20 protein-coding genes and 1 tRNA gene are annotated in these 19,098 nt (G+C 73.7%); 8 read left to right on the top strand and 13 right to left on the bottom strand.

The genetic code is table 11. The features are described from left to right. Positions 1–50 precede the first annotated feature (50 nt). Positions 51–971: an ATP-grasp domain-containing protein gene (locus tag H9652_RS10435; RefSeq protein ID WP_191796179.1), complete on the top strand. Its 921-nt coding sequence runs from the start codon at positions 51–53 to the stop codon at positions 969–971. 162 nt (positions 972–1,133) lie between these two features. Here H9652_RS10435 and H9652_RS10430 read toward each other — a convergent pair whose 3' ends face one another. After that, positions 1,134–1,613, bottom strand: coding sequence for an aromatic ring-opening dioxygenase LigA (locus H9652_RS10430; protein ID WP_138825011.1), 480 nt, complete (start codon positions 1,611–1,613; stop codon positions 1,134–1,136). 293 nt (positions 1,614–1,906) lie between these two features. Here H9652_RS10430 and H9652_RS10425 point away from each other — a divergent pair, with 293 nt between their 5' ends. Then, positions 1,907–2,299, top strand: a complete 393-nt coding sequence (locus tag H9652_RS10425; RefSeq protein ID WP_191796178.1) for a nuclear transport factor 2 family protein — start codon at positions 1,907–1,909, stop codon at positions 2,297–2,299. A gap of 79 nt (positions 2,300–2,378) precedes the next feature. On the opposite strand, the gene H9652_RS10420 is transcribed toward H9652_RS10425, so the two are convergent. The 4 genes from H9652_RS10420 to orn all read right to left on the bottom strand — a co-directional run bounded on the left by H9652_RS10420 (position 2,379) and on the right by orn (position 6,016). Beyond that, on the bottom strand, positions 2,379–3,653 hold the full coding sequence (locus H9652_RS10420; protein WP_191796177.1) for a class I SAM-dependent methyltransferase: 1,275 nt from the start codon (positions 3,651–3,653) through the stop codon (positions 2,379–2,381). Then, positions 3,650–5,056, bottom strand: coding sequence for an FAD-binding oxidoreductase (locus H9652_RS10415; protein WP_318244098.1), 1,407 nt, complete (start codon positions 5,054–5,056; stop codon positions 3,650–3,652). Before H9652_RS10415 ends, H9652_RS10420 begins: the two co-directional genes overlap by 4 nt. Positions 5,057–5,195: 139 nt before the next feature. Next, positions 5,196–5,271, bottom strand: a tRNA-His gene (locus H9652_RS10410). 70 nt (positions 5,272–5,341) lie between these two features. Continuing rightward, complete coding sequence (orn, locus tag H9652_RS10405) at positions 5,342–6,016, bottom strand: oligoribonuclease (RefSeq protein WP_225228061.1); 675 nt, start codon at positions 6,014–6,016, stop codon at positions 5,342–5,344. 188 nt (positions 6,017–6,204) lie between these two features. Here orn and H9652_RS10400 point away from each other — a divergent pair, with 188 nt between their 5' ends. Next, positions 6,205–6,780, top strand: coding sequence for a type 1 glutamine amidotransferase domain-containing protein (locus H9652_RS10400; RefSeq protein WP_191796175.1), 576 nt, complete (start codon positions 6,205–6,207; stop codon positions 6,778–6,780). Between the two features lie 103 nt (positions 6,781–6,883). On the opposite strand, the gene H9652_RS10395 is transcribed toward H9652_RS10400, so the two are convergent. After that, the gene (locus tag H9652_RS10395; RefSeq protein WP_191796174.1) at positions 6,884–7,033 is read right to left on the bottom strand and encodes a hypothetical protein; all 150 of its coding nucleotides are present in this window, start codon (positions 7,031–7,033) and stop codon (positions 6,884–6,886) included. Positions 7,034–7,182: 149 nt separating this feature from the next. Between H9652_RS10395 and H9652_RS10390 the strand changes: the two genes are divergently transcribed. Genes H9652_RS10390 through H9652_RS10380 form a run of 3 tightly spaced genes read left to right on the top strand, consistent with a single transcriptional unit; the run spans position 7,183 to position 9,991 of the window. Beyond that, positions 7,183–7,944, top strand: coding sequence for a phosphatase PAP2 family protein (locus tag H9652_RS10390; RefSeq protein ID WP_191796173.1), 762 nt, complete (start codon positions 7,183–7,185; stop codon positions 7,942–7,944). A gap of 50 nt (positions 7,945–7,994) precedes the next feature. Continuing rightward, the gene (locus tag H9652_RS19765; RefSeq protein WP_225228050.1) at positions 7,995–8,729 is read left to right on the top strand and encodes an ArsR/SmtB family transcription factor; all 735 of its coding nucleotides are present in this window, start codon (positions 7,995–7,997) and stop codon (positions 8,727–8,729) included. Beyond that, entirely contained in the window at positions 8,726–9,991 is a 1,266-nt protein-coding gene (locus H9652_RS10380) for an MFS transporter (RefSeq protein WP_191796172.1), read from the top strand. The genes H9652_RS19765 and H9652_RS10380 overlap by 4 nt, the downstream gene beginning before the upstream one ends. Positions 9,992–10,042: 51 nt before the next feature. On the opposite strand, the gene H9652_RS10375 is transcribed toward H9652_RS10380, so the two are convergent. Genes H9652_RS10375 through H9652_RS19755 form a run of 3 tightly spaced genes read right to left on the bottom strand, consistent with a single transcriptional unit; the run spans position 10,043 to position 13,410 of the window. Next, a complete protein-coding gene (locus tag H9652_RS10375) occupies positions 10,043–11,101 on the bottom strand; it encodes a WxL protein peptidoglycan domain-containing protein (RefSeq protein WP_191796171.1) in 1,059 nt (352 codons plus the stop codon). A 6-nt stretch (positions 11,102–11,107) separates the two neighbouring features. Further along, positions 11,108–12,889, bottom strand: a complete 1,782-nt coding sequence (locus H9652_RS19760) for a choice-of-anchor I family protein (RefSeq protein WP_318244097.1) — start codon at positions 12,887–12,889, stop codon at positions 11,108–11,110. Beyond that, positions 12,859–13,410, bottom strand: a complete 552-nt coding sequence (locus H9652_RS19755) for a hypothetical protein (protein ID WP_225228078.1) — start codon at positions 13,408–13,410, stop codon at positions 12,859–12,861. Before H9652_RS19755 ends, H9652_RS19760 begins: the two co-directional genes overlap by 31 nt. A gap of 304 nt (positions 13,411–13,714) precedes the next feature. Between H9652_RS19755 and H9652_RS10365 the strand changes: the two genes are divergently transcribed. Beyond that, on the top strand, positions 13,715–14,260 hold the full coding sequence (locus H9652_RS10365) for a hypothetical protein (RefSeq protein ID WP_225228049.1): 546 nt from the start codon (positions 13,715–13,717) through the stop codon (positions 14,258–14,260). Positions 14,261–14,369: 109 nt separating this feature from the next. Continuing rightward, positions 14,370–15,323: a phosphotransferase gene (locus tag H9652_RS10360; RefSeq protein ID WP_191796170.1), complete on the top strand. Its 954-nt coding sequence runs from the start codon at positions 14,370–14,372 to the stop codon at positions 15,321–15,323. Between the two features lie 3 nt (positions 15,324–15,326). Here H9652_RS10360 and H9652_RS10355 read toward each other — a convergent pair whose 3' ends face one another. The 4 genes from H9652_RS10355 to H9652_RS10340 form a co-directional block, all read right to left on the bottom strand. Beyond that, entirely contained in the window at positions 15,327–15,965 is a 639-nt protein-coding gene (locus H9652_RS10355) for an energy-coupling factor transporter transmembrane component T family protein (RefSeq protein WP_191796169.1), read from the bottom strand. Next, positions 15,962–16,711: an energy-coupling factor ABC transporter ATP-binding protein gene (locus H9652_RS10350; protein WP_191796168.1), complete on the bottom strand. Its 750-nt coding sequence runs from the start codon at positions 16,709–16,711 to the stop codon at positions 15,962–15,964. The genes H9652_RS10355 and H9652_RS10350 overlap by 4 nt, the downstream gene beginning before the upstream one ends. Before the next feature lie 11 nt (positions 16,712–16,722). Further along, positions 16,723–17,904, bottom strand: a complete 1,182-nt coding sequence (locus H9652_RS10345; RefSeq protein ID WP_318244096.1) for a thiolase family protein — start codon at positions 17,902–17,904, stop codon at positions 16,723–16,725. Next, a partial coding sequence (locus tag H9652_RS10340) for an AMP-binding protein (RefSeq protein ID WP_225228048.1) occupies positions 17,901–19,098 on the bottom strand: 1,198 nt, incomplete at its 5' end. The genes H9652_RS10345 and H9652_RS10340, both read right to left, overlap by 4 nt.

Here is a 19,098-nt window from a genome sequence, read left to right as displayed (position 1 = left end):
CTCACCGCCCGCGCGTGTACGGTGCGCGCGGGGCGTCTAGGCTCGTACGCGTGACCACCACCGCGCGCATCGCCATCGCCACCTGCTCCGTCCTGCCCCACCTCGACCCGGACGACGCCCCCCTCGTGGGAGCGCTCGCCGCCCGGGGCATCGAGGCCGTGCCGTCGGTGTGGGACGACGAGTCGGTCGACTGGTCGTCGTTCGACGCGGTGGTCGTGCGCTCGGCCTGGGACTACGCGCCCCGTCGCGACGAGTTCGTCGAGTGGGCCGAGCGTGCCGGTCGTGTGCTCAACCCCGCCGCCGTCATCAGCTGGAACACCGACAAGCGCTACCTCAAGGAGCTCGAGGAGCAGGGCGTCCCGGTCATCCCGACGCTCTGGCTCGACCCGAGCCAGAACCTGTCCTCGCGCGCCATCCACACGCGCCTGCCCGCGCAGGGCGACTTCGTCATCAAGCCTGTCGTGAGCGCCGGGGCCAAGGACACGGGGCGCTACCAGTCCGGCGAGGCGCACTCGCGCGGGCTCGCGATCCAGCACGCCAAGAACCTCCTGGCCTCCGGCCGTCAGGTCATGGTCCAGCCGTACGTCCGCAGCGTCGACACCGCGGGGGAGACCGGCCTGATCTTCATCGACGGCGAGTTCTCGCACGCCGTGCGCAAGAACGCCCTGCTCACCGGTCCGCACCGTCCCACCCAGGGCCTGTACAAGCAGGAGGAGATGAGCCGTTTCGAGGCGAGCCCCGAGCAGCTCGCGGTCGCCGAGCAGGCGCTCGGGGTCGCGGCGAAGGCCGTCCCGGGGCAGGAGCCCAACCTCTACGCGCGCGTCGACCTGGTGAACGGGGACGACGGCGCCCCCATGGTCATCGAGGCCGAGCTCACCGAGCCCTCGCTCTTCTTCTCGCTCGGCAAGGGATCGCTCGACCGCTTCGCGGACGCGGTGGCGCGGCGGCTCGTGGCGAGCCCCGAGGCCTGACCGCCGGGGGCGTCCCAGGGCGCCTCGATCGACGGGCGCACGTCACGGTGCCCGACCCCGGACGAGATGAAGGCCCGACGAGCGGTTGCTCGTCGGGCCTTCACCATGCCGGGAGATTCTTGCCGGGTGATCTGCCGAGCTGGTCGTGCTGGTGCTGCTGTGTCAGGCGTTGACGACCTCAGGGGTGGGGTTCGCGGTGCCGACGCTCAGTGCGGGGGCTGCTCCGATGCGACGCAGGGCGTAGCCGAGGAGACCGAACAGGACACCGAGGCCCATGACCAGTGCGCTGACGCCGTAGGAGACGACCGAGGTGAAGAGCGAGGCGCGGAGGAACGAGCCGTTCATGACCGTCGCGCGGGTCGGGTCTTCCTTGTCGAGCTCGGCGTAGGTCTTGCCCTCGCTCATCTTGAGCGCGTGCTCGTTGATGATCTCGGCCTGGGCGTAGGCGCTGAAGGGGCCGCGGACCGGCGAGCCGGCGAGCATCGACGCGTCCTCGGAGACCGTGATCTTCTCGGCGGCCAGCTGCGAGGTGATGGTGGCCCAGGTGGCTGCGCCGGCGAGCAGCAGCACGAGGCCTGCGATCATCGTGACGAGGCCGATGAGGCGGACGGAGCGGGCGGGACCAGCGGTGCTGGTGCTCATGGTGTGACTCCCAGAAGAAGAGGTCGAGGCGACCTGAGATGAGGTGCGAAAGGATCGAACTTCGTTGCGATCCCTATGCTGGGAGCGCTTCGATAAGTCGACCCTACAGACCTTGTGAACGTCTTCACAAGCGAGATTCTGTGGCCTCCGTCACGCGGAGATGACAGAGTGTCAATGCCGGGAGGAACGACCGGACGGGCCGTCCCCGAGCGTAGGGCCGAAGGTTTCCCGGGCCCGGGACCAAGGTCCCGAGCGGCCCTCCGAAACGGGTCCGTGAGCACCAGGAGGGTGGCATGGGACACGACACCGACCACGACCTGCAGGGCGAGCTGGAAGCCGTCGAGGCGGACTGGGGGCACGCCATCGTGGCCAACGACGCCGACGCGATCGGCCGGTTCATGACCGACGACTGGCTGATCGTCGGCGAGGACGGCACCACGTCCCGGGAGGACTTCCTGGCCCTCGTGCGATCAGGCGACCTCACGCACGAGTCGATGAGCAAGATCACCGGCAGCGTCCGCTCGCTGGGCCACGTCGCCGTGCTCGTCGGCCGCGGCACCAACACCGGCCACTACCAGGGCCAGGCGTTCGCCTCCGACGAGTGGATCACCGACGTGTTCGTCCGGGGCCCCGATGGGTGGCGGTGCGCGCACACGCACCTCACGGCGGCCCGCGACGGGTCCTGACCCCGGGGCCGTCGCGCGACCCTGCCCGACCCGCGCCCGACCGGGAGGCGCCGCGGCGAGGGGCGCGGCGCCGTCGGGCCTACGGGGTCCAGTCCGGGCGCAGCGGGAAGCCCGACGCCCCGCCCGGCTCGGGGCGCACCGCGAGCACCTGGTGGAGCTGGATCTCGTTGCGCTCGAACGCGAGCCGCGAGCCGGCCATGTACAAGCCCCAGACGCGGGCCGTGCCGATCCCGACGTCGGCCACGCACTCGTCCCAGTGCCGGGTGAGGTTCGCGCCCCACTCGCGCAGCGTCATCGCGTAGTGCTCGCGCAGGTTCTCCTCGTGCCGCACCTCGAGACCCACGTCCTGCATGGTCGAGATGATCCTGCCCGAGCCCGTGAGCTCCCCGTCCGGGAAGACGTACCGGTCGATGAAACCGCCCGCGCGAGGACGGGCCGTGTTGGTCGGGCGCGTGATCGAGTGGTTGAGCAACCGGCCGCCGTCACGCAGGCGACCCTGGAGGAACGTGAAGTACGCGCGGTAGTTCGCGACACCGATGTGCTCGGTCAGCCCGATCGAGCTCACGGCGTCGAAGCCGCCGTCGGTCACGTCGCGGTAGTCGCCGTACCGGACCTCCGCGAGGTCCGCCAGCCCCTCGGCCTCGATCCGGGCCTGCGCCCACTCGGCCTGCTGCCGGGACAGCGTGACCCCCAGCGCCCGCACCCCCGCACGCGCCGCGTGCCGGACCATGCCGCCCCAGCCGCACCCGACGTCGAGCAGGCGCATGCCCCTGCGCAGGCCCAGCTTGCCTGCGACCAGCGCGTACTTGTGCTCCTGCGCCTCCTCGAGCGTCGCCTGCGACGTGGGGAAGCACGCGCACGTGTACGTCATGGACGGCCCCAGGACGCGCTCGTAGAACGTGTTCGAGACGTCGTAGTGGTGGCTGATCGCCTCGGCGTCCCGCTGTCGCGAGTGCCGCAGCCCCTCGGTGAGCCGGCGCAGGCGCGACAGGTGCTCCTCGGGCGGCGGCTCGGGAGGCCGCAGGACGCCCAGGCCCAGACCGCGCGCCCACCGGGCCACCTCCACAGGGCTCGGGCGGCGCAGGCGCAGCCCGTCGGCGGCCGCCCGGAGCAACGGGTACGGGTCGCCGCCCGGCACCCCGTCCACCTGCAGGTCGCCCGCGACGTACGCGCGGCCGAGCCCCAGCCCCCCGGGCGACGTCGCGACGTACCGCAAACCCCGCTCGTTCGCCAGGTGCACGTGGAACGGGGCGTCCGCCGGACCTGCGCTCGACCCGTCGTACGCGCTGAAGCCGAACGGCAACGGGCCGTCCGCCAGCTCGTCGAGGACCTCGGCCACCGCGATCTGCGTCATGCTCCCTGCACCGCCTTCTCGTAGAGCGTCGGCGTGCGCCCCGCCGGGTCGTAGCGGTCCTTGACGGCCGCGTAGTCGATGCCGCCGTACAAGGTGTCGAACGTCTCGTGCCCGTACGTCGAGGTCGAGTAGAGCGACTTGTGGCCGTGCCGCACCGCGACCGCCATCTCGATCAGGCGGTTCACGTCGCCGTCGCGCCCTCCCTCGGCGATCGGCACGCCGCCCCAGAAGCCCACGTTGACGTACACGCGGTGCGGTTCGAGCGGGTACAGCGGCCACGGCTCGGGAGAGGCGAGCCGCAGGGGGCACAGCCACACGGGCGTCATGGGGACGTGGCCCGTGAACCACGCCATGAAGCTCTCGAGCTGGTCGAGGGGCACCTCGACGTCCTGGACCACCCGTTCGTTGCGGGGCCGACGGCGAAGGTCCGCGAGCCGGCCCGTGAGGTCAAGGCGCTCGTCGAGGCCCACGATCCGGCGGTAGACGTCCGAGCGTCGCCACCGGCGCGGCCACAGCCTGCGCACCAACGGGTTCTGCGCCCCGAACGCGCGCGAGCACCAGAACCAGTCCGTGTCCCAGCGCCAGAGGTAGTCGTGGGTGCTCAGCACGTCGAGCGGACGTTCACGCACCGAGAGGTAGTAGATGCGCTGCCCGGTGTAGTCGCTCGGCGCAGGCGCGAGCGACCGGGCCTCCTCACGCGACGCGAAGCGGCCCAGGCACAGGTACACCTCGCCCGGGGCGAACAGGACCCCGTCGCAGAAGTCGACCCGCTGCCCGTCCCACGAGCCGTCCGCCGCGATCTTGCCGACCGCCGCAGCGACCTCCGCGACCGACCCGAAGCGCACGTTGCGGACCGCGACGAACGGCTCGGTCCGGTCGAGGCGCAGCCGCACGCGTGTCGCGTACCCCAGGGTCCCGTACGAGTTGGGGAACGCGTGGAAGAGATCGGCGTGCTCGCCCGTGGGCCCGGCCGTGACGAGCTCGCCGGACGGCGTCAGGACGTCGATCTCGAGGACCGCCTCGTGCGGCAGGCCGTTGCGCAGCGAGCTCGACTCGATGCCGAGCCCCGCCAGGGCGCCGCCCACCGTGATCGTGCGCAGCTGCGGGACGACGGTCGGGACCAGCCCCTGCGGCAGCGTCACCGCGACCAGGTCCTCGTACGTGCACATGCCCTGGACGTCTGCCGTGCCAGCGGCGTCGTCGACCGAGATCACCCCCGTGAGGCCCGACGCGTCGAGGCCGGGACCAGGGGACGGGCGCCGGGGGCGGAACAGGTTCGTCGTCCGCTTGGCGAGGCGCAAGGGGCGACCGGGGTCGACGGCAGCGGCGGAGCGCACCAACGAGGCCACGGCCTGCGCGTGCTGGTGCTCACCACGGACGGCAGTGTTCGCGGGGGCTGACACCTCACCCACTGTAGGACGGGCAGGCGAAGCCGCCACCGGTGAGCGGAATCACAGCCGCCGCGGGGGCGTCTCGCGGGGGTGATGCTGCGTGCTGGAAGCAGAAGAGGCCCCTCGCGCGAACGCGAGGAGCCTCTTCCCGTGGGGTGAGTAACGGGACTTGAACCCGCGACCCCCTGGACCACAACCAGGTGCTCTACCAGCTGAGCTATACCCACCACGGCCTGCTCGGGTTCCGAGGAACCGTTCTAGCAGCCGTCGAAAAGTGTACCTGGTTTCTGAGGGGTCTCAGGACAGGTTTTCGGCGTCGGCCCCGGCGGGCGCCGAACCGGGGGCTGCGGTGTCTCCCGCGGCGGCTCCTGGCAAGGGCGCGACGATCGTCCCGAGCGTCGTGCCCACGCTCGTCGCCTTGATCCGCTCGGCGATCGCCTTTGCCGTCCGCGAGTCCGTGCCGGGCTGGGGCACGAACAGGGCCTCGCGGTAGTAGCGCAGCTCGTCGATGCTGTCGAGGATGTCGCCCAGGGCACGGTGGCCGCCCGTCTTGGCCGGGGACGCGAAGTAGACCCGCGGGTACCAGCGACGCGCGAGCTCCTTGATCGAGGAGACGTCGACGATCCTGTAGTGCAGGTGGCCGACCAGCTCCGGCATGTCCCGCTCGAGGAACGTCTTGTCGGTGCCGACCGAGTTCCCCGCGAGCGGGGCCTTGCCCGGCTCGGGCACCCAGGTGCGGATGTACTCCAGCACGCGGGCCTGCGCGTCGGCCATGGTCGTGCCGCCCGGCAGCTCCTCGAGCAGCCCCGAGGTGGTGTGCATCTCGCGGACGAAGTCACCCATCTGCTCGATCGCCTCGTCCGGCGGGGTGATGAGGACGTCGACCCCCTCGCCCAGGACGTTCAGCTCGGAGTCGGTGACGACGGCGGCGACCTCGATGAGCGCGTCGGCGCCCAGGTCGAGGCCGGTCATCTCGCAGTCGATCCACACGATGCGGTCGTTGGTGTTCACGGGGCTCACGCCCACAGCCTAGGCCGTGGGGGCCGGGGCCGAGGCCCTGGACGCCCGTGCTGCGAGCCGGACGGGCCCGACCTACGGTCGAGGAGGACCTGGATGCGACCGCACCCGGGTGCTCTGACGACGACGAGAAGGAGACAACCATGGCTGACACCGACCTGGCGGGCCGTCGCGTCCTGGCGATCGTGACGAACTACGGCGTCGAGCAGGACGAGCTGGTGGTGCCGCTCGAGCACCTGCGGTCGGCAGGGGCGGACGTCGACGTCGCGGCCGTGACGATCGACCCCGTCGAGACCCTCGTGGGTGACAAGGACCCGGGGACGACGGTCGCGCCCACCCTCCGGCTGCAGGACGTCGACCCTGCGGGCTACGACCTGCTGCTCGTCCCCGGCGGCACGCTCAACGCCGACTCGCTGCGGCTCGAGGACGAGGCGATCGCCGCCGTGACGTCGTTCACGACCACCGGGCGACCGGTCGCGGCCATCTGCCACGGTCCGTGGGTGCTCGTCGAGGCGGGCGTGCTCGAGGGCAAGACCCTGACGACCTACCCGTCGCTGCGGACCGACGTGCGCAACGCGGGCGGCACCTGGCAGGACCGGTCGGTGGTCCGGGACGACGCCGGCGGGTGGACGCTCGTGACGTCCCGCAACCCGGGCGACCTCCCCGACTTCCTGCGCGAGGTGGACGCCGTCCTGGCCGAGCGCGCCGAGCGCGCCTGACGCGAGTCCGCGGACAGCGCGAAGGCCCTGGCTCCCGTGAGGAGTCAGGGCCTTCGGCGTGCGGGGACCCGGTGGACGGGCGGCGCCGGAGGGTCGAGCCGCGTCATGCGGTGTGACGGGGTCGGCGGGATCGCCGGGTGTGCTCCGGGAGGCGCGTCGTCGCCCGGCGCAGCGAGCTGCGGCGGCGGGTCTGCTCCTGGAGCTGTTCGCGCCGACCGAGGTCGGCGACGTCGTACATGAGCTGGGGATGCATGGTGGTGTCTCTCGTGACGTCGGATTCGTGGACCTGGCCGGGCCCTCCACCGCCCGGTACTGACCGGACGGACGCCACCGCGGTGATGGGTGCCACACTTCCACCTCCTCACCGAGCGGCGCACCCCTTTTTCTCCCTAGGCTCTCGGGATGAACCCTGACGACGAGGCGCGTGACGCCCGAGGTGACCTGAGTGCGGGGGAGGCGGCGCCGTCGGGCGGGCGGGACGTGTGGCGCTCGCGGCTGGTCGCCGCGCTGCCGGGCCTGGTCCTGATCGTGATCGGCGTCCTGGGGTTTCTGGTCGTCTACGACTCCGTGCGCGAGCGCGACGACCTCTGGTTCACCGACGACGTGGTGCTGGAGTGGATGGTCGCGCACCGGAGCGCGGCCGCGACGACCGTGCTGACGTTCATCACCAACATGTTCGGGCCCGTGGTGCTGCCGATCCTCGTGGCCGTGGGCTGTCTGTGGTGGGGGCTCGCGACCAAGCGCTGGTGGGAGCCGGGGCTGCTCGTCGGGGCCATGATCACCTCGACGCTCGTCTCGACGGTCCTCAAGGCGCTCGTGGCCCGACCGCGACCGGACGAGTCCGCGATGGTCGTCGCGGGCGTCGAGCGCAGCTTCTCGTTCCCGTCGGGGCACACGATCGGCGCGGCGACCCTCGTGCTCGTCGGGGGATACCTCGTGTGGCGGCAGTGGAAGGAGGGGCGGCAGCGGCGGATCGTGTTCGCGCTGTGGGTCGTGGTGAGCGTCGTCGTGATCGTCGTGGTCGGTGGGAGCAGGCTCTACCTCGGCTACCACTTCGTGACGGACGTCCTGGCCGGTGCGAGCCTGGCCGTCGCGGTGCTCGGGGGAGTGGTCGTGATCGACCGGCTGCACGACCTGCGGCAGGAGAGCCAGGCGCTCATCTGACTCTAAAGAAGTCTTGCGCAAGACTTCTTTAGAGTTGTACCGTGGCTGTCATGCCGCAGACCACCCCGCCCGACGACGCCGCTCACCAGCCCGCGCAGCCCCCGGCTCCGGCGCAGCGAGACGAGGCCGTCACGACCTCCGACCCGGAGCGCATCCGCGCCCTGGCGCACCCGCTGCGCCTCGCGATCCTCGACCTGCTCGACGACGAGGGTCAGGCCACGGCCACGCGCTGCGCGGAGGTCACGGGGGAGTCGGTCGCGAGCTGCTCGTTCCACCTGCGGATGCTCGCCAAGTACGGGTTCGTCGAACCGGCCGAAAGGGTGGGGCGCGAGAAGCCGTGGAAGCCCGTGGGTACCGGTCGCACCAGCCGCTACGACCCCGAGCAGCCCGAGTCGCTGCGTGCCGCGGGCGAGCTCGCGCGGATCGTCGTCGACCAGGAGGCCGCGCGGATCGCGCACTGGATCGACGGCGCGCCCCGCCAGCCCCACGAGTGGCTGCTCGCGTCCGTCATGACCAAGAGCTCGTTCTGGGCGACGCCTGCCGAGCTCACCGAGCTCTCGCGCGAGCTCCAGGCGATCACCGACCGTTTCGAGGGCCGCTGGGCGCACCCCGAGCTGCGCCCCGAGGGATCGCGGCCCGCACGGCTCTTCGGTGTCGTCAACGCGGACCCCTTCGACCCGGACGCTCCGGTGTCCGCCGTGGACCCGGCCGCTCCCGGCACGAGCGCGTCCACCCCCGGCTCGGTCACGGTCGAGCTGCCGACCGGCGAGGAGGCCGACGCATGAGCACGGACACGGACACCGGCACCGGCACCGCGGCACTGGTCAAGCAGGCCCTGCGCACGCGCCCCTTCCGCCTCCTGACGGTCGCGTGGGGCTTCACGAACTTCGCCGACTCGGTCCTCGCGGTCATCTTCGCGGTGTGGGTCAAGGACCTCACGGGCTCGAACGGCACCGCGGGCCTCGTGTTCGCGGCGCTGGGCCTCCCGGCGCTCGTCTCGCCGCTGCTCGGCCAGGTCGCCGACCGCGTCTCGCGCCGCCGAATGATGATCGTCGCCTACCTCGTCGGCGCGGTCTCGCTGCTCTCGCTGTTCGCGGTCAGGGGGCCGGACCAGGTGTGGCTGATCTTCGTCGTCACGGTGCTGTACTCCGGGATCGGTTTCGCGACGGCCGCGGCCCAGTCCGGGCTCATCCGCGACCTGCTGCCCGACGAGGCGCTCGGGGCAGCCAACGGCCGCCTCACGACGATCGACCAGACGTTCCGCCTCGTCATGCCGGTCATCGGTGCGGGCGTGTACGTCGCCGTCGGGCCGCTGCCTCTCGTGGTCTCGGCCGTCGTGGCGTTCGTGGTCGCGGCGTTCTTCGTGTCCCGGATCGTGCTCGTCGAGACCCCGCCGACGCCGCAGGACGAGCGTGAGCCGTTCCTCGCCGAGGTCACCGCGGGCTTCCGGCACCTGATCCGCACCGCGCCGCTCGGCGTCCTGACCGTTGCGCTCGCGGTCGCGTTCGGGGCCGTGGGCGTGCTCAACGCGGTGAGCTTCGCGGTCATCGAGAACGGACTGGGACTTGGCCCGGAGATGCTCGGGCCGATCTCGAGCGTCCAGGGCGTCACGGCGATCGTCGCGGGGCTCACGGCCGCACGCATGATCAAGAGGATCGGGTCGCAGCGCCTGGTCGCCCTCGCGCTGGGGATCGTGACGCTCGGGATCCTGCCCGCCCTGGGCACGAACCTCGTCGCGATCATCGTGGGGATGGGGGCGATCGGGCTGGGTGTCACGTGGGCGATCGTGGGGTTCGTGACCGAGCGCCAGCTCAAGACCCCGCCGACGCTCCAGGGCCGCACGTCGGCCGCGACGAACATGCTGCTCAACGTGCCGCAGCTCGTCATGACCGTGGTCGCGGCGGCCGTCGTCGGCGCGGTCGACTACCGTCTGCTCGTCGGGGTCACCGCGGCGGGGCTCGCGGTCTCGATGCTGCTCTCGCTCAGGGGCTCGCGCGCGTCCGCGACCGAGGAGGCCGCCGAGCCCGCGGAGGCTGCCGGCCGTTGAGTGCATGGTTCGGCTGCGACACGCCCGGCGAGTCGCAGCCGAATCACGCACTCAACGGGCTGCGAGGGCCGCGTCGACCGCGGCCTCGAACCGTACGCGTGCCCGACGGCGCAGCGCCCGCCAGCCCAGGACCGCACCGACCAGCAGGGTCGCCAGGGCGAGCGCCGACCACGGGACCGCCCACAGGTGCCCCTCGCCCGTGGCGAGGGGCACGGGGTGGGAGGCGGCGCCGTCGGGCAGGGTGGTGCTCGCCGGGGTGGCGACGACCGGCGTGAGGGTCACGGACGCCCTGAGCCACCCGAGCGGCGCGACGCCGCTCACCGTCCCCGTGAGGGTGATCGCGCCGCCCGGAAGGAGCTCGGGCAGGTCGCCCAGCGGGACCGACACGCTGCCGACACCGCTCGCGACCGTCGCCGAGAGCGGGCCCTTGAGGCGCACGTTGCCCGTGTTGGTCACGGTGTACGAGACCTGCGCGTCCCCGGTGCCCGCGGGGTTCCACGCCCCGGTGTAGGCGGCATGGACGGCCGTGATCGCCGCCGACGGGACGAGGTCGCCCGCGACCCTGACCAGGACTCGCGTGCCGAGGCGCCGGTCGACCGCGACCCCGCCCTCGCCCGCCCCCGTCACGAGCGAGGTGACGAGCGCGGCCGTGTGGTCGCCGGGCGTCGCCCCGGCCGGGACGGTCAGGGTGAAGGGGACCGTGACCCGTTCGTCCGGGCCTACCGCGACGCGCGCGGCGTCCGGGGTGATCCAGGCGCCCAGGTCCTCGGACGGCGTGCCCGCGGGCAGGACGTCGAGAGCACCCGTGGGCGAGGTGAAGGCGTCGGCCGCGTAGACCGCGAGGTCGAGCGGGACGTCGCCGTGGTTGGTCACGACGAGCTCGTCGGTGACCGTGGCCCCGGGGTCGAGGACGAGGTCGAACGTCGGGGCCGAGGCGGGGGCCACGCCCCAGCTGACGGGTTCGCCGACCGGCACGGGCTCGACCGGTGCTGCGCCGTCGGGCGCTTCGAGGGCCCCGGCCGGGGCGGTCGACAGCAGCGCTGCCACCACCCCGGCGAGGACGGCCGCCGCACTGCGACGACGACGGGCGGCCGCGGCGCGACGATCCACGGCCGGTCAGCCGATCGCGGTCAGCGTGAGTGTCGCGGTGTACGTGCCCGCGGCGGCGTCGACCGGGAAGCGCAGGTCGAGGTCGGCCCCGAGGACCGCGCTGCCCAGCTCGTGCCCGGCTGCGGCCGAGCCGAGGAGGGCCGAGTCGGCGAGGCCGTTGCCGCTCACGAGACCCGAGGCCACGGGGGCGCCCGCGAACGTCCCGCCGCCCGCCGTCACGAGCGACGGGGTCCAGCCGAGGTGCTTGCCGGGCAGCGTGCGCGCACCCGCGCCGGCGCCGCTCGTGAAGTCGTCGACCTGGGCCGAGACGGACCATGCGGGAGCCGTCGCACGGGTGTCGGTGACCGTCACGGCGCTCAGCCGTCCCATGGCCGCGAGGTGGTCGCCCGCGAGCCGGGCCGTGCCGAGGTCCACGACGCGGCTGCCGCCGTCGATCGTCCACACGAACTCGCCCGGCTCGACGGGTGCGGCGGGGATGGTGACCGTGAGGTCGATCCGCCCGTCGTCGGGCTCGGCCCCGGGGACGTCGACGCCGTAGAACGTCGTGGTGCCCGAGATCTCGTTCCCGACCGCGAGCAGCGGCGCGCCCGTGGGCGAGTCGCTCGCGGGGACGAACGTGAGGCCCTCGGGCCCCAGGTCGCCTGCCTCGGCGAGCCTCTCGGGCGTCGCCTCGGCGCTCACCGAGAAGTCGCGGCGGTTGACGTAGGACACGGAGGTCGCGCGCGCGGGGTCGGTGATGTCGAAGACCGCGATGCCGCCCACGCGCTCGAAGCCGATGAACGCGTACGTGCGACCGCCGACCGCGCCCAGCGTGAGGCCCTCGGGCTCGGGGCCCTTGTCGTCGCTGCGCCCGTCGAACCCGGACGCGGTGTGGTTCGAGTTGAAGAAGTCGGGGTTGACCGAGGCCACGAGCTGCTCGAACGCGTCGCCCGAGTCGAAGACCTGACGGCCGTCTGTCGACCAGATCGAGAACGAGCGCGACCCGTAGGAGTACAGCTCCTCGTAGCACGAGCCGTCGGCGCGCAGGCCGCTCGCTGTGCTGACGTTGAGCCGGCCCAGGTGGGCGTCCGCGGTGAGGTCGGCGAGCGTCGCCGGGTTGCCGGGCGCGCCGACGAACGTCGAGAACGCGTCGGCGCACAGACCCGGGACACCCTTCTTGCCGAGGTCCTTGGCGCGCGCGACCTCGGAGTACCCGGCCCAGTCGCGCGAGTCGCCCTCGTTGGCCGTGACGAGGTACGTCGCGCCGCCCGCCTGGTAGGAGGCGATCGTGTCGGGCTGGTAGAGGCCCTTGACCGGCCACGCGCGGATGTCGATCTTCCCGTCCTTGTCGGACGCGTCGAGGCCCGTGCCCGCGGCGGCGTGGTCCTGCGTCCCGAGCGGCAGCAGGTCCGTCACGGTCGCGCTCGCGACGTCGACGACCGCGAGCGCGTTCGCCTCCTGGACGCTCGCGTAGGCGAGGGTGCCGGTCGCGTCCCACGCGATGTACTCGGGCTCGAGGTTCTCCGACACCGGGCGATCGGGCGTGCCGGTGCCCGCGGCCTCCCGGCCGCCGAACACGCGGACCCCGGCCGGGAGCGGCATGGCGCCACCCGCCTCGAACGCGTGGAACGTCGCCGTACGGACGTCCGCCTGGGCGGCGCTCGCGAGGCCGGCGGGGGCCGTGACGATCGAGATCGAGCCCTCGGGGTCGACGCTGTAGTCGTCCGCAGGCTCGCCCTCGTTCGCGACCGCGATGCGCGAGCCGTCGGGCGAGAACGTCACCATGTCGGGCAGCGCGCCCACGCGCACGGCGCCGAGGATCGCGTCGCGGGGGCGGCCCCCGGCGTGGTCACGGGCGCGGCCGCGTCGAAGAGGACGAGCCAGCCGTCGTCGGTCTTGGTGCTCGACTCGACCGCGGCCACCGCGAGGCCGTCGGGGCGGATCGCGACCGAGTTCACGACGGCGTCGGCCGCGACGACCGAGCCGTCCGCGGAAGCCGTGCCGCCGACCGAGAGCTCGAACAGGCGGGTCGGGGCCGAAGGGTCCCGGGCGTCGAGGACGTCGACCTTCCCGGACTGGGCGTTGACGACGAACAGTCGCGTGGAGGCCGCGTGGAACGCGACGATCTCCGCCGCGGACTCGTCGAGCTGGCCCGTCGAGTACGTGCCGAGCGGCGAGAGCGTGACGGCAGGGGGGACGGACGGGTCGGGGGCCGCGACGGCGGTGCCGACGACCCCGAACGTCCCGGCGGCGACCGCGACCGTGAGGCCGACGGCCACGATCCCGGCCGACCTCGGGTGCCGCAGGCGGGACTGGTGAACCACGCGCATTCCGTGCTCCTCGTTCCGATGGCCCCACAGGGTGCAGGGCGGACGCTCGGAACCTAGGCCCGGCCGGTGACCGGCCGGTGAACGGCGGCCGACGGGACGAGGGCCGCCGGATGGCCGATGGGGCGTACGCGACGAATCCGGCATCTCGGCGACTAGGGGATGACCCTGGGGGACTCGCCCTCGGCCTGCGACGAGAGGGGGAGACCGCCTGCCACAGGGTCCCGCGAGCGGTGCAGACGAGCGCGCGCAGGACCCGACCAGGACCCGACGCGTCGCCCCCGGGCGCCTCCGTAGCGTCGATGCCATGACCACGAACACCACGTCCCCGTCCATCGCCCGCCGACCCCGCACGCTCGCCGTCGTCGCCCTCGGCGGCCTCGCAGCCCTCACGCTCAGCGCGTGCGGGGGCCTCTCCGAGAGCCTCGAGGAACGCAACGACGGCCACACCAAGACCTACGCGTTCGACACCGGCAAGGCGGGCAAGGTCGACGAGGTCGTCCCGTCCTGGGTGCCCGACGACGCCGCGACCGTCCAGGGGATCTTCCGCACCACGGGCATGGAGCGCCTGCTCACGTACCGCGGGAGCCTCGACGGCCTGCCGGCCGACTGCACCACGGTCTCGGCCGAGAACCCGCTCATCCCGCAGCCCGAGCGCGAGGGGTTCACGGCCGACGACTTCCGGACGGACGCCACCCTGCTGGCGGCGTGGTGGCCCGACGGTCAGGAGAAGGCGAGCACCGTGATGTGCGGCAAGTGGTGGATCTCCTCGGACGGCGAGGACGTGTACGCGTTCACCCCCGAGCTCACGAGGGTCGAGATCGAGAAGCAGCCGACCCCCGAGGGGAAGTAGGCGCGCGAGGCGCTCGGCGCGGGTGATGCGGCTGACCTGCGAGGACACGACAGGACTCGCGGGCGCGCGCTCAACGGTCCCGCGCCGCGCGCCGACTACTGTCACCCGGATGGACTCGACACGACGCACCGTCTCGACGCGGCGCACGACCTGGCAGGAGCTCGCACCGCAGGTGCGCGCGGACGTCGAGACGATCCTGGGCGGCGAGGTGGTCCTGGCCGAGAGCCAGGCGCACGGGTACTCCCCGGGCAGCGCCGACCGCGTGCGCACCGCTGCGGGCGACCGGGCCTTCGTCAAGGCCGTGAGTCGCACCCGAAGCGCCGACGCCTACGACATCCACCGCCGTGAGCTCGACGTGCTGCGCCGCCTGCCCGATGCCGCGCCGGCCCCCCGGCTCCTGGGCGCGCACGAGTCCGACGAGTGGGTCGCGCTCGTGATCGAGGACGTCGACGGCCGCCACCCCGGTCTGCCGCCCGAGCGCCGCGAGCTCATCGCGCTCCTCGGTGCGCTGCTCGAGCAGCCCGTGGTCCGGGACCCCTCGGGCGCCGCGCCGTTCCCCGAGGCGACGGCCGAGCTCGCGCCGTCGTTCGACGGCTGGACGCGGCTGCGCTCCGACGGTGACGTGTCGGCGCTCCCGGCCTGGGCCGCCAGCCACCTCGACGAGCTCGAGGCGCTCGCGGCCGGGGCAGCCCGCGCCGCGCACGGCGACCGGCTCGTCCACCTCGACCTGCGGTTCGACAACCTGCTGGTCGACACGTCCGCCCGCGTGTGGGTCGTCGACTGGCCCTGGGCCGGGACGGGTGCGCGCTGGATCGACGGCGTGACCCTGCTGCTCGACGCGCGGGTCAACGGCAGCACGGTCGACGTCGACCGGATCGCGGCGACCCACCCGCTGTTCCGGGGGGCCACGCGCGAGGACGTCGACGCGTTCCTCGCCGGACTCGCCGGGTACTTCTTCGACGCGGCGCGCCACCCCGCCCCGCTGAACATGCCGACCCTGCGCGCGTTCCAGCGGCGGCAGGGCGCCGTCGCGATCGAGTGGCTCGAGCAGCGGCGGGCCTGACGGTCAGTCGTCGAAACCGCGCGCCCGCAGCGCCTCGCCGAGCGCGTCGGCCTGCCGCATCGCGCCCACGACGAGCGGCACGGCGAAGGCGCGCACGTCGCGTTCGTGGCCGCGGGCTCGCTGCGCGTCGCGGACCCGTCCCGCGAGGTCCGCGATCACGGGCACGCTGCGCAGCGCGAGGGCCAGCACGAGAGCGATGCGCTCGACGTCCACTCCGACGCGGCCGAGCGGCGAGAGCCCGCGCTCGATCGCCGCGAGCAGGTCGGCGACCCGCGTCGTGCAGGTCACGAGGCCCGCGAGCGCCACGAGCACCAGGAGGCGCGTGCTGAGGACCGCGGCGGACGTGAGGTCCATGAGCCACCACTGGAGCGCGAACACCACGGGCAGGAACATGCGCAGAGGGCGCACCTGGCCCCACGCGCTGCGCCACCCGAGGCCCGCGAACCCGTAGAGCCCCACGACCGCGAGGGCCGCGAGGCCCACGCCCACGGCGTCGCGCACGAGCAGCAGGGCGAGCGAGCACACCATGAGCGCGGCGAGCTTGGGTCCTGCGGGTGCGCGGTGCAGCAGCGAGCGCCCGACGACGTAGGCACCGGCCGTGCCCGCCGCCGTGCTCGGCCGGGCCGCGCTCGCAGGGGTCATGGCCGCTCGTCCAGGAGCCGGCGGTAGTACGCGACGGCCGGTGCGGGCTCGTCGTCGGCCACGACCCGGCCCTCGTCGATCACGAGCACGCGGTCGTAGCCCGTCATGAGGTCGAGGTCGTGCGAGACGAGCACGACCTGCTGCGGGATCTCGGACAGCAGTGCGGCGACGCGGCGCGTGTTGCGCAGGTCGAGCAGGGTCGTCGGCTCGTCGGCGACGACGAGGCGCGGCGAGGTCACGAGGACCGACGTGAGCGCGAGGAGCTGCTTCTGGCCGCCCGAGAGCAGGTGCGCGGGGTGGTCGGCGTGACCGTCGAGCCCGTGGCGTTCGAGCCAGTCCGCGACGAGACGGTCGCGGACGGCGCGGTCGTGCTCGCTGCGTCGCAGCGAGTAGGCGACGTCCTCGGCGACGGTGGGCATGACGATCTGCGCGTCGGGGTCGGAGAACACGAAGCCGACACGTCGCCTGACCTGGGCCCCGGAGCGGCGCGTGTCGAGGCCGTCGACCCGCACGGTGCCGTGGGTGGGCAGGACGAGCCCGTTGAGCAGCCGCGCGAGGGTGCTCTTGCCCGAGCCGTTCGCGCCGACGATCCCGATGCGCCGCTCGCGCAACCGGGCGGTGACCCCGCGCAGGACGTCGCGCTCGCCGAGACGCACGTGCACGTCCTCGAGCCCGACGACGCAGCCCACCTCGGCGGGCGCGGTCGCCGGGTCCGGTGTCTGGTTCTCGACGGTCGACCTGTGCATGCGTGCCCCTCTCATCGGACCACCTCGAACAACCCAGCCACACCCAGGCCGCCGCCCACCGCCGCGGCCGCGAGCCCGAGCGAGCCCGCCGGGGCCCCCGCGCGCACGAGGCGGCTGAACAGCCGCACGACCGACACGGCGCCGCTCGCCCCCCACGGGTGCCCCAGCGCCAGGGCGCCGCCGTCCGCGCACAGGCGAGCGTCGTCGTCGGGCAGTCGGAGCGCGCCCGTGAACGCCAGGACCTGCGCCGCGAAGGCCTCGACGAGCTCGATCGCGGCGACGTCGTGGATGCTCCGGCCCGTACGGGCCAGGAGCTCGCGCACCGCCGGGACAGGCCCCCAGCCCGGCAGCCGCGGGTCGCAGCCGTGCGTCACACCGCCGACGAGCCGCAGGCCGGGCACCCCCAGGCGGGCGCGCACCCGCTCCGGGACGATCACGACCGCTGCGGCGCCGTCGCTGAGCGGGCTCGCGTTGCCCGCGGTCACTGTCCCGCCCGGGGTGAACACGGCCGGGAGGCGTGCGAGCAGCGCAGGGTCGAGCCGGCGAGCGCGCTCGTCGCGGTCGAGCGTCCCGACCGGGACCATCTCGTCGGCGAACCTGCCCGCCGCGTGGGCGGCGAGGGCGCGTGCGTGCGATCGTGCGGCATAGGCGTCCTGGCGCTCGCGGCCGATGCCCCGCTCGCGGGCCAGGGCGTCGGCGGCGGCGCCCATGTCGGGGTCGCCGAGCTCGGGCGGCGTGAAGGGGGCGCGGTCGTAGGGGACGGGCAGGTTCTCCGATCCGCGCGGCGGGCGGTGGGCGCGCAGCGGGGCGGTCGAGGCGCTCTCGACGCCCCCGGCCAGCACGACGTCGCCGTCACCGGCGCGGACGCCCTGGGCCGCGAGCAGGATCGCGGCCAGGCCGCTGCCGCACTGCCGGTCGACCGTGACCCCGGGGACGTGCTCGGTCAACGGCCCGTCCGGGTCGCGCAGCGAGGCCGCGAGGACCGCGACCCGCGCAAGGTTCCCGCCCGGTCCAGTGCAGTTGCCCAGCACGACGTCGTCGACGTCCAGGCCCCCGGGGAGGTCGGAGAGGGCTGCGCCCAGGACCGGCGCGGCGAGGTCCACCGCGCCGACGCCCGCGAGCCCGTGGCCCGCCGTGCCGATCCAGGTCCGCCGCGCGGCGACGACCACGGGGGAGTCGGGCGACGCGCTCACCGCAGCGCCTCGTACGCGGGCTCCCCGGACAGCAGCGCCTCGCTGATCGCGCCGCGCGCGGCCTTGCCCGACGGCGTCCGGGGCAGCTCGCGCACGCCGTACCAGTGGCGCGGGCGCTGGGCCGAGGACAGCGAGGCCCGGGCCACGCGTTCGAGGTGCGCGCGGAGCCCCGGCCGGTCCGCGCACTGCACCACGGCCGTCACGACCGCGCCCAGCCGGCGGTGCGGGGTCCCGACGACCACGACGTCCTCGACGCCCGGGATCGCGCGCAGCACGACCTCGACGTCCTCCGGGACGACCGTCGCGCCGCCGGTGAGGATCGCGCCGTCTCCCCGGCCGCGCAGGACCAGCGGGACATCCTCTCCCGTGGTGGGCTCGGGGACGGGCACCTCGGCCAGGTCGCCCACCGTGCACCACTCGCCGTCGCGGCGGAACGGGCCGGTCGCGCGGGCGAGATACCCCTGCGCGACCCACGGCGACCGCACCCAGACCTCGCCGAGCGTCGCCCCCGGCAGCTCGCGCACCTCGACCTCGACGCCCGGGAAGGGGCGCAGGCCCGTGCCGTCGGTGTCGATCGCGACGAACGACAGCTCGACGGCCCCGTAGTACGTCACGACGCCCACCCCCGCGCGGGCCGCGCGCTCGCGCACGTCGTTCGGCAGCGACGCGCCCCCGACCACGGCGGTCCGCAGTCGGCTCGGGGTGCCCGCCTCGATCGCGTCGAGGATCCGCTCGAGCGCCGAGGGCACGAGGTGCACGACGTCGGAGGTCGCCAGGGCCGTCGTGATCGCGGCGTCGCCCCTGGCGAGCTGGACGCACGCCCCCGTCGCGAGTGCGTGCACGGCCGCGAAGCAGTACAGCGACGACGCGAGCGGACCGGGCACCAGCACGGTGTCCTCGGGACCGGTGCCGGTGAGTCGCGCGGTCGCCGGGAACGAGCCTGTCCACGAAGCGCGGGTGCGCACCACCGCGCGCGGCCGGCCCGTGCTCCCCGACGAGAACCCGGCCCACGCGAGATCCGACGCCGATGGCTCGGCGGGAGCGACGTCGTCGGGCCCGCTGTCCGCGACCGGGCCGCCGAGCGGGGCGAGCGCGTCCGTCGCGCTGCCCCGCGGGAGCGGGACCTCGACGAAGCCCGCCGGGGCGATGGTGCGCAGGACCTCGGCGCGCTGGGCGCGCGGCCACCCGTGGGGG

This window comes from Oerskovia rustica, from assembly GCF_014836555.1.
In the GTDB taxonomy this organism is placed as follows: Bacteria; Actinomycetota; Actinomycetes; order Actinomycetales; family Cellulomonadaceae; genus Oerskovia; species Oerskovia rustica.
Note: the sequence above shows the minus strand (reverse complement) of the source record. Positions and strands in the feature narration are given on the sequence as shown.

What these genes read in the sequence shown, in the direction of transcription:
- H9652_RS10400 (WP_191796175.1), top strand. Translation starts at nt 6,205, where the DNA reads ATGGCTGACACCGACCTGGCGGGCCGTCGCGTCCTGGCGATCGTGACG.
- H9652_RS10360 (WP_191796170.1), top strand. Translation starts at nt 14,370, where the DNA reads ATGGACTCGACACGACGCACCGTCTCGACGCGGCGCACGACCTGGCAG.
- H9652_RS10350 (WP_191796168.1), bottom strand. Translation starts at nt 16,711, where the DNA reads ATGCACAGGTCGACCGTCGAGAACCAGACACCGGACCCGGCGACCGCG.
- H9652_RS10380 (WP_191796172.1), top strand. Translation starts at nt 8,726, where the DNA reads ATGAGCACGGACACGGACACCGGCACCGGCACCGCGGCACTGGTCAAG.
- H9652_RS10425 (WP_191796178.1), top strand. Translation starts at nt 1,907, where the DNA reads ATGGGACACGACACCGACCACGACCTGCAGGGCGAGCTGGAAGCCGTC.
- H9652_RS10390 (WP_191796173.1), top strand. Translation starts at nt 7,183, where the DNA reads ATGAACCCTGACGACGAGGCGCGTGACGCCCGAGGTGACCTGAGTGCG.
- H9652_RS19765 (WP_225228050.1), top strand. Translation starts at nt 7,995, where the DNA reads ATGCCGCAGACCACCCCGCCCGACGACGCCGCTCACCAGCCCGCGCAG.
- H9652_RS19755 (WP_225228078.1), bottom strand. Translation starts at nt 13,410, where the DNA reads ATGCGCGTGGTTCACCAGTCCCGCCTGCGGCACCCGAGGTCGGCCGGG.
- H9652_RS10355 (WP_191796169.1), bottom strand. Translation starts at nt 15,965, where the DNA reads ATGACCCCTGCGAGCGCGGCCCGGCCGAGCACGGCGGCGGGCACGGCC.
- H9652_RS10430 (WP_138825011.1), bottom strand. Translation starts at nt 1,613, where the DNA reads ATGAGCACCAGCACCGCTGGTCCCGCCCGCTCCGTCCGCCTCATCGGC.
- H9652_RS10365 (WP_225228049.1), top strand. Translation starts at nt 13,715, where the DNA reads ATGACCACGAACACCACGTCCCCGTCCATCGCCCGCCGACCCCGCACG.
- H9652_RS10395 (WP_191796174.1), bottom strand. Translation starts at nt 7,033, where the DNA reads ATGCATCCCCAGCTCATGTACGACGTCGCCGACCTCGGTCGGCGCGAA.
- H9652_RS10420 (WP_191796177.1), bottom strand. Translation starts at nt 3,653, where the DNA reads ATGACGCAGATCGCGGTGGCCGAGGTCCTCGACGAGCTGGCGGACGGC.
- orn (WP_225228061.1), bottom strand. Translation starts at nt 6,016, where the DNA reads ATGACCGGCCTCGACCTGGGCGCCGACGCGCTCATCGAGGTCGCCGCC.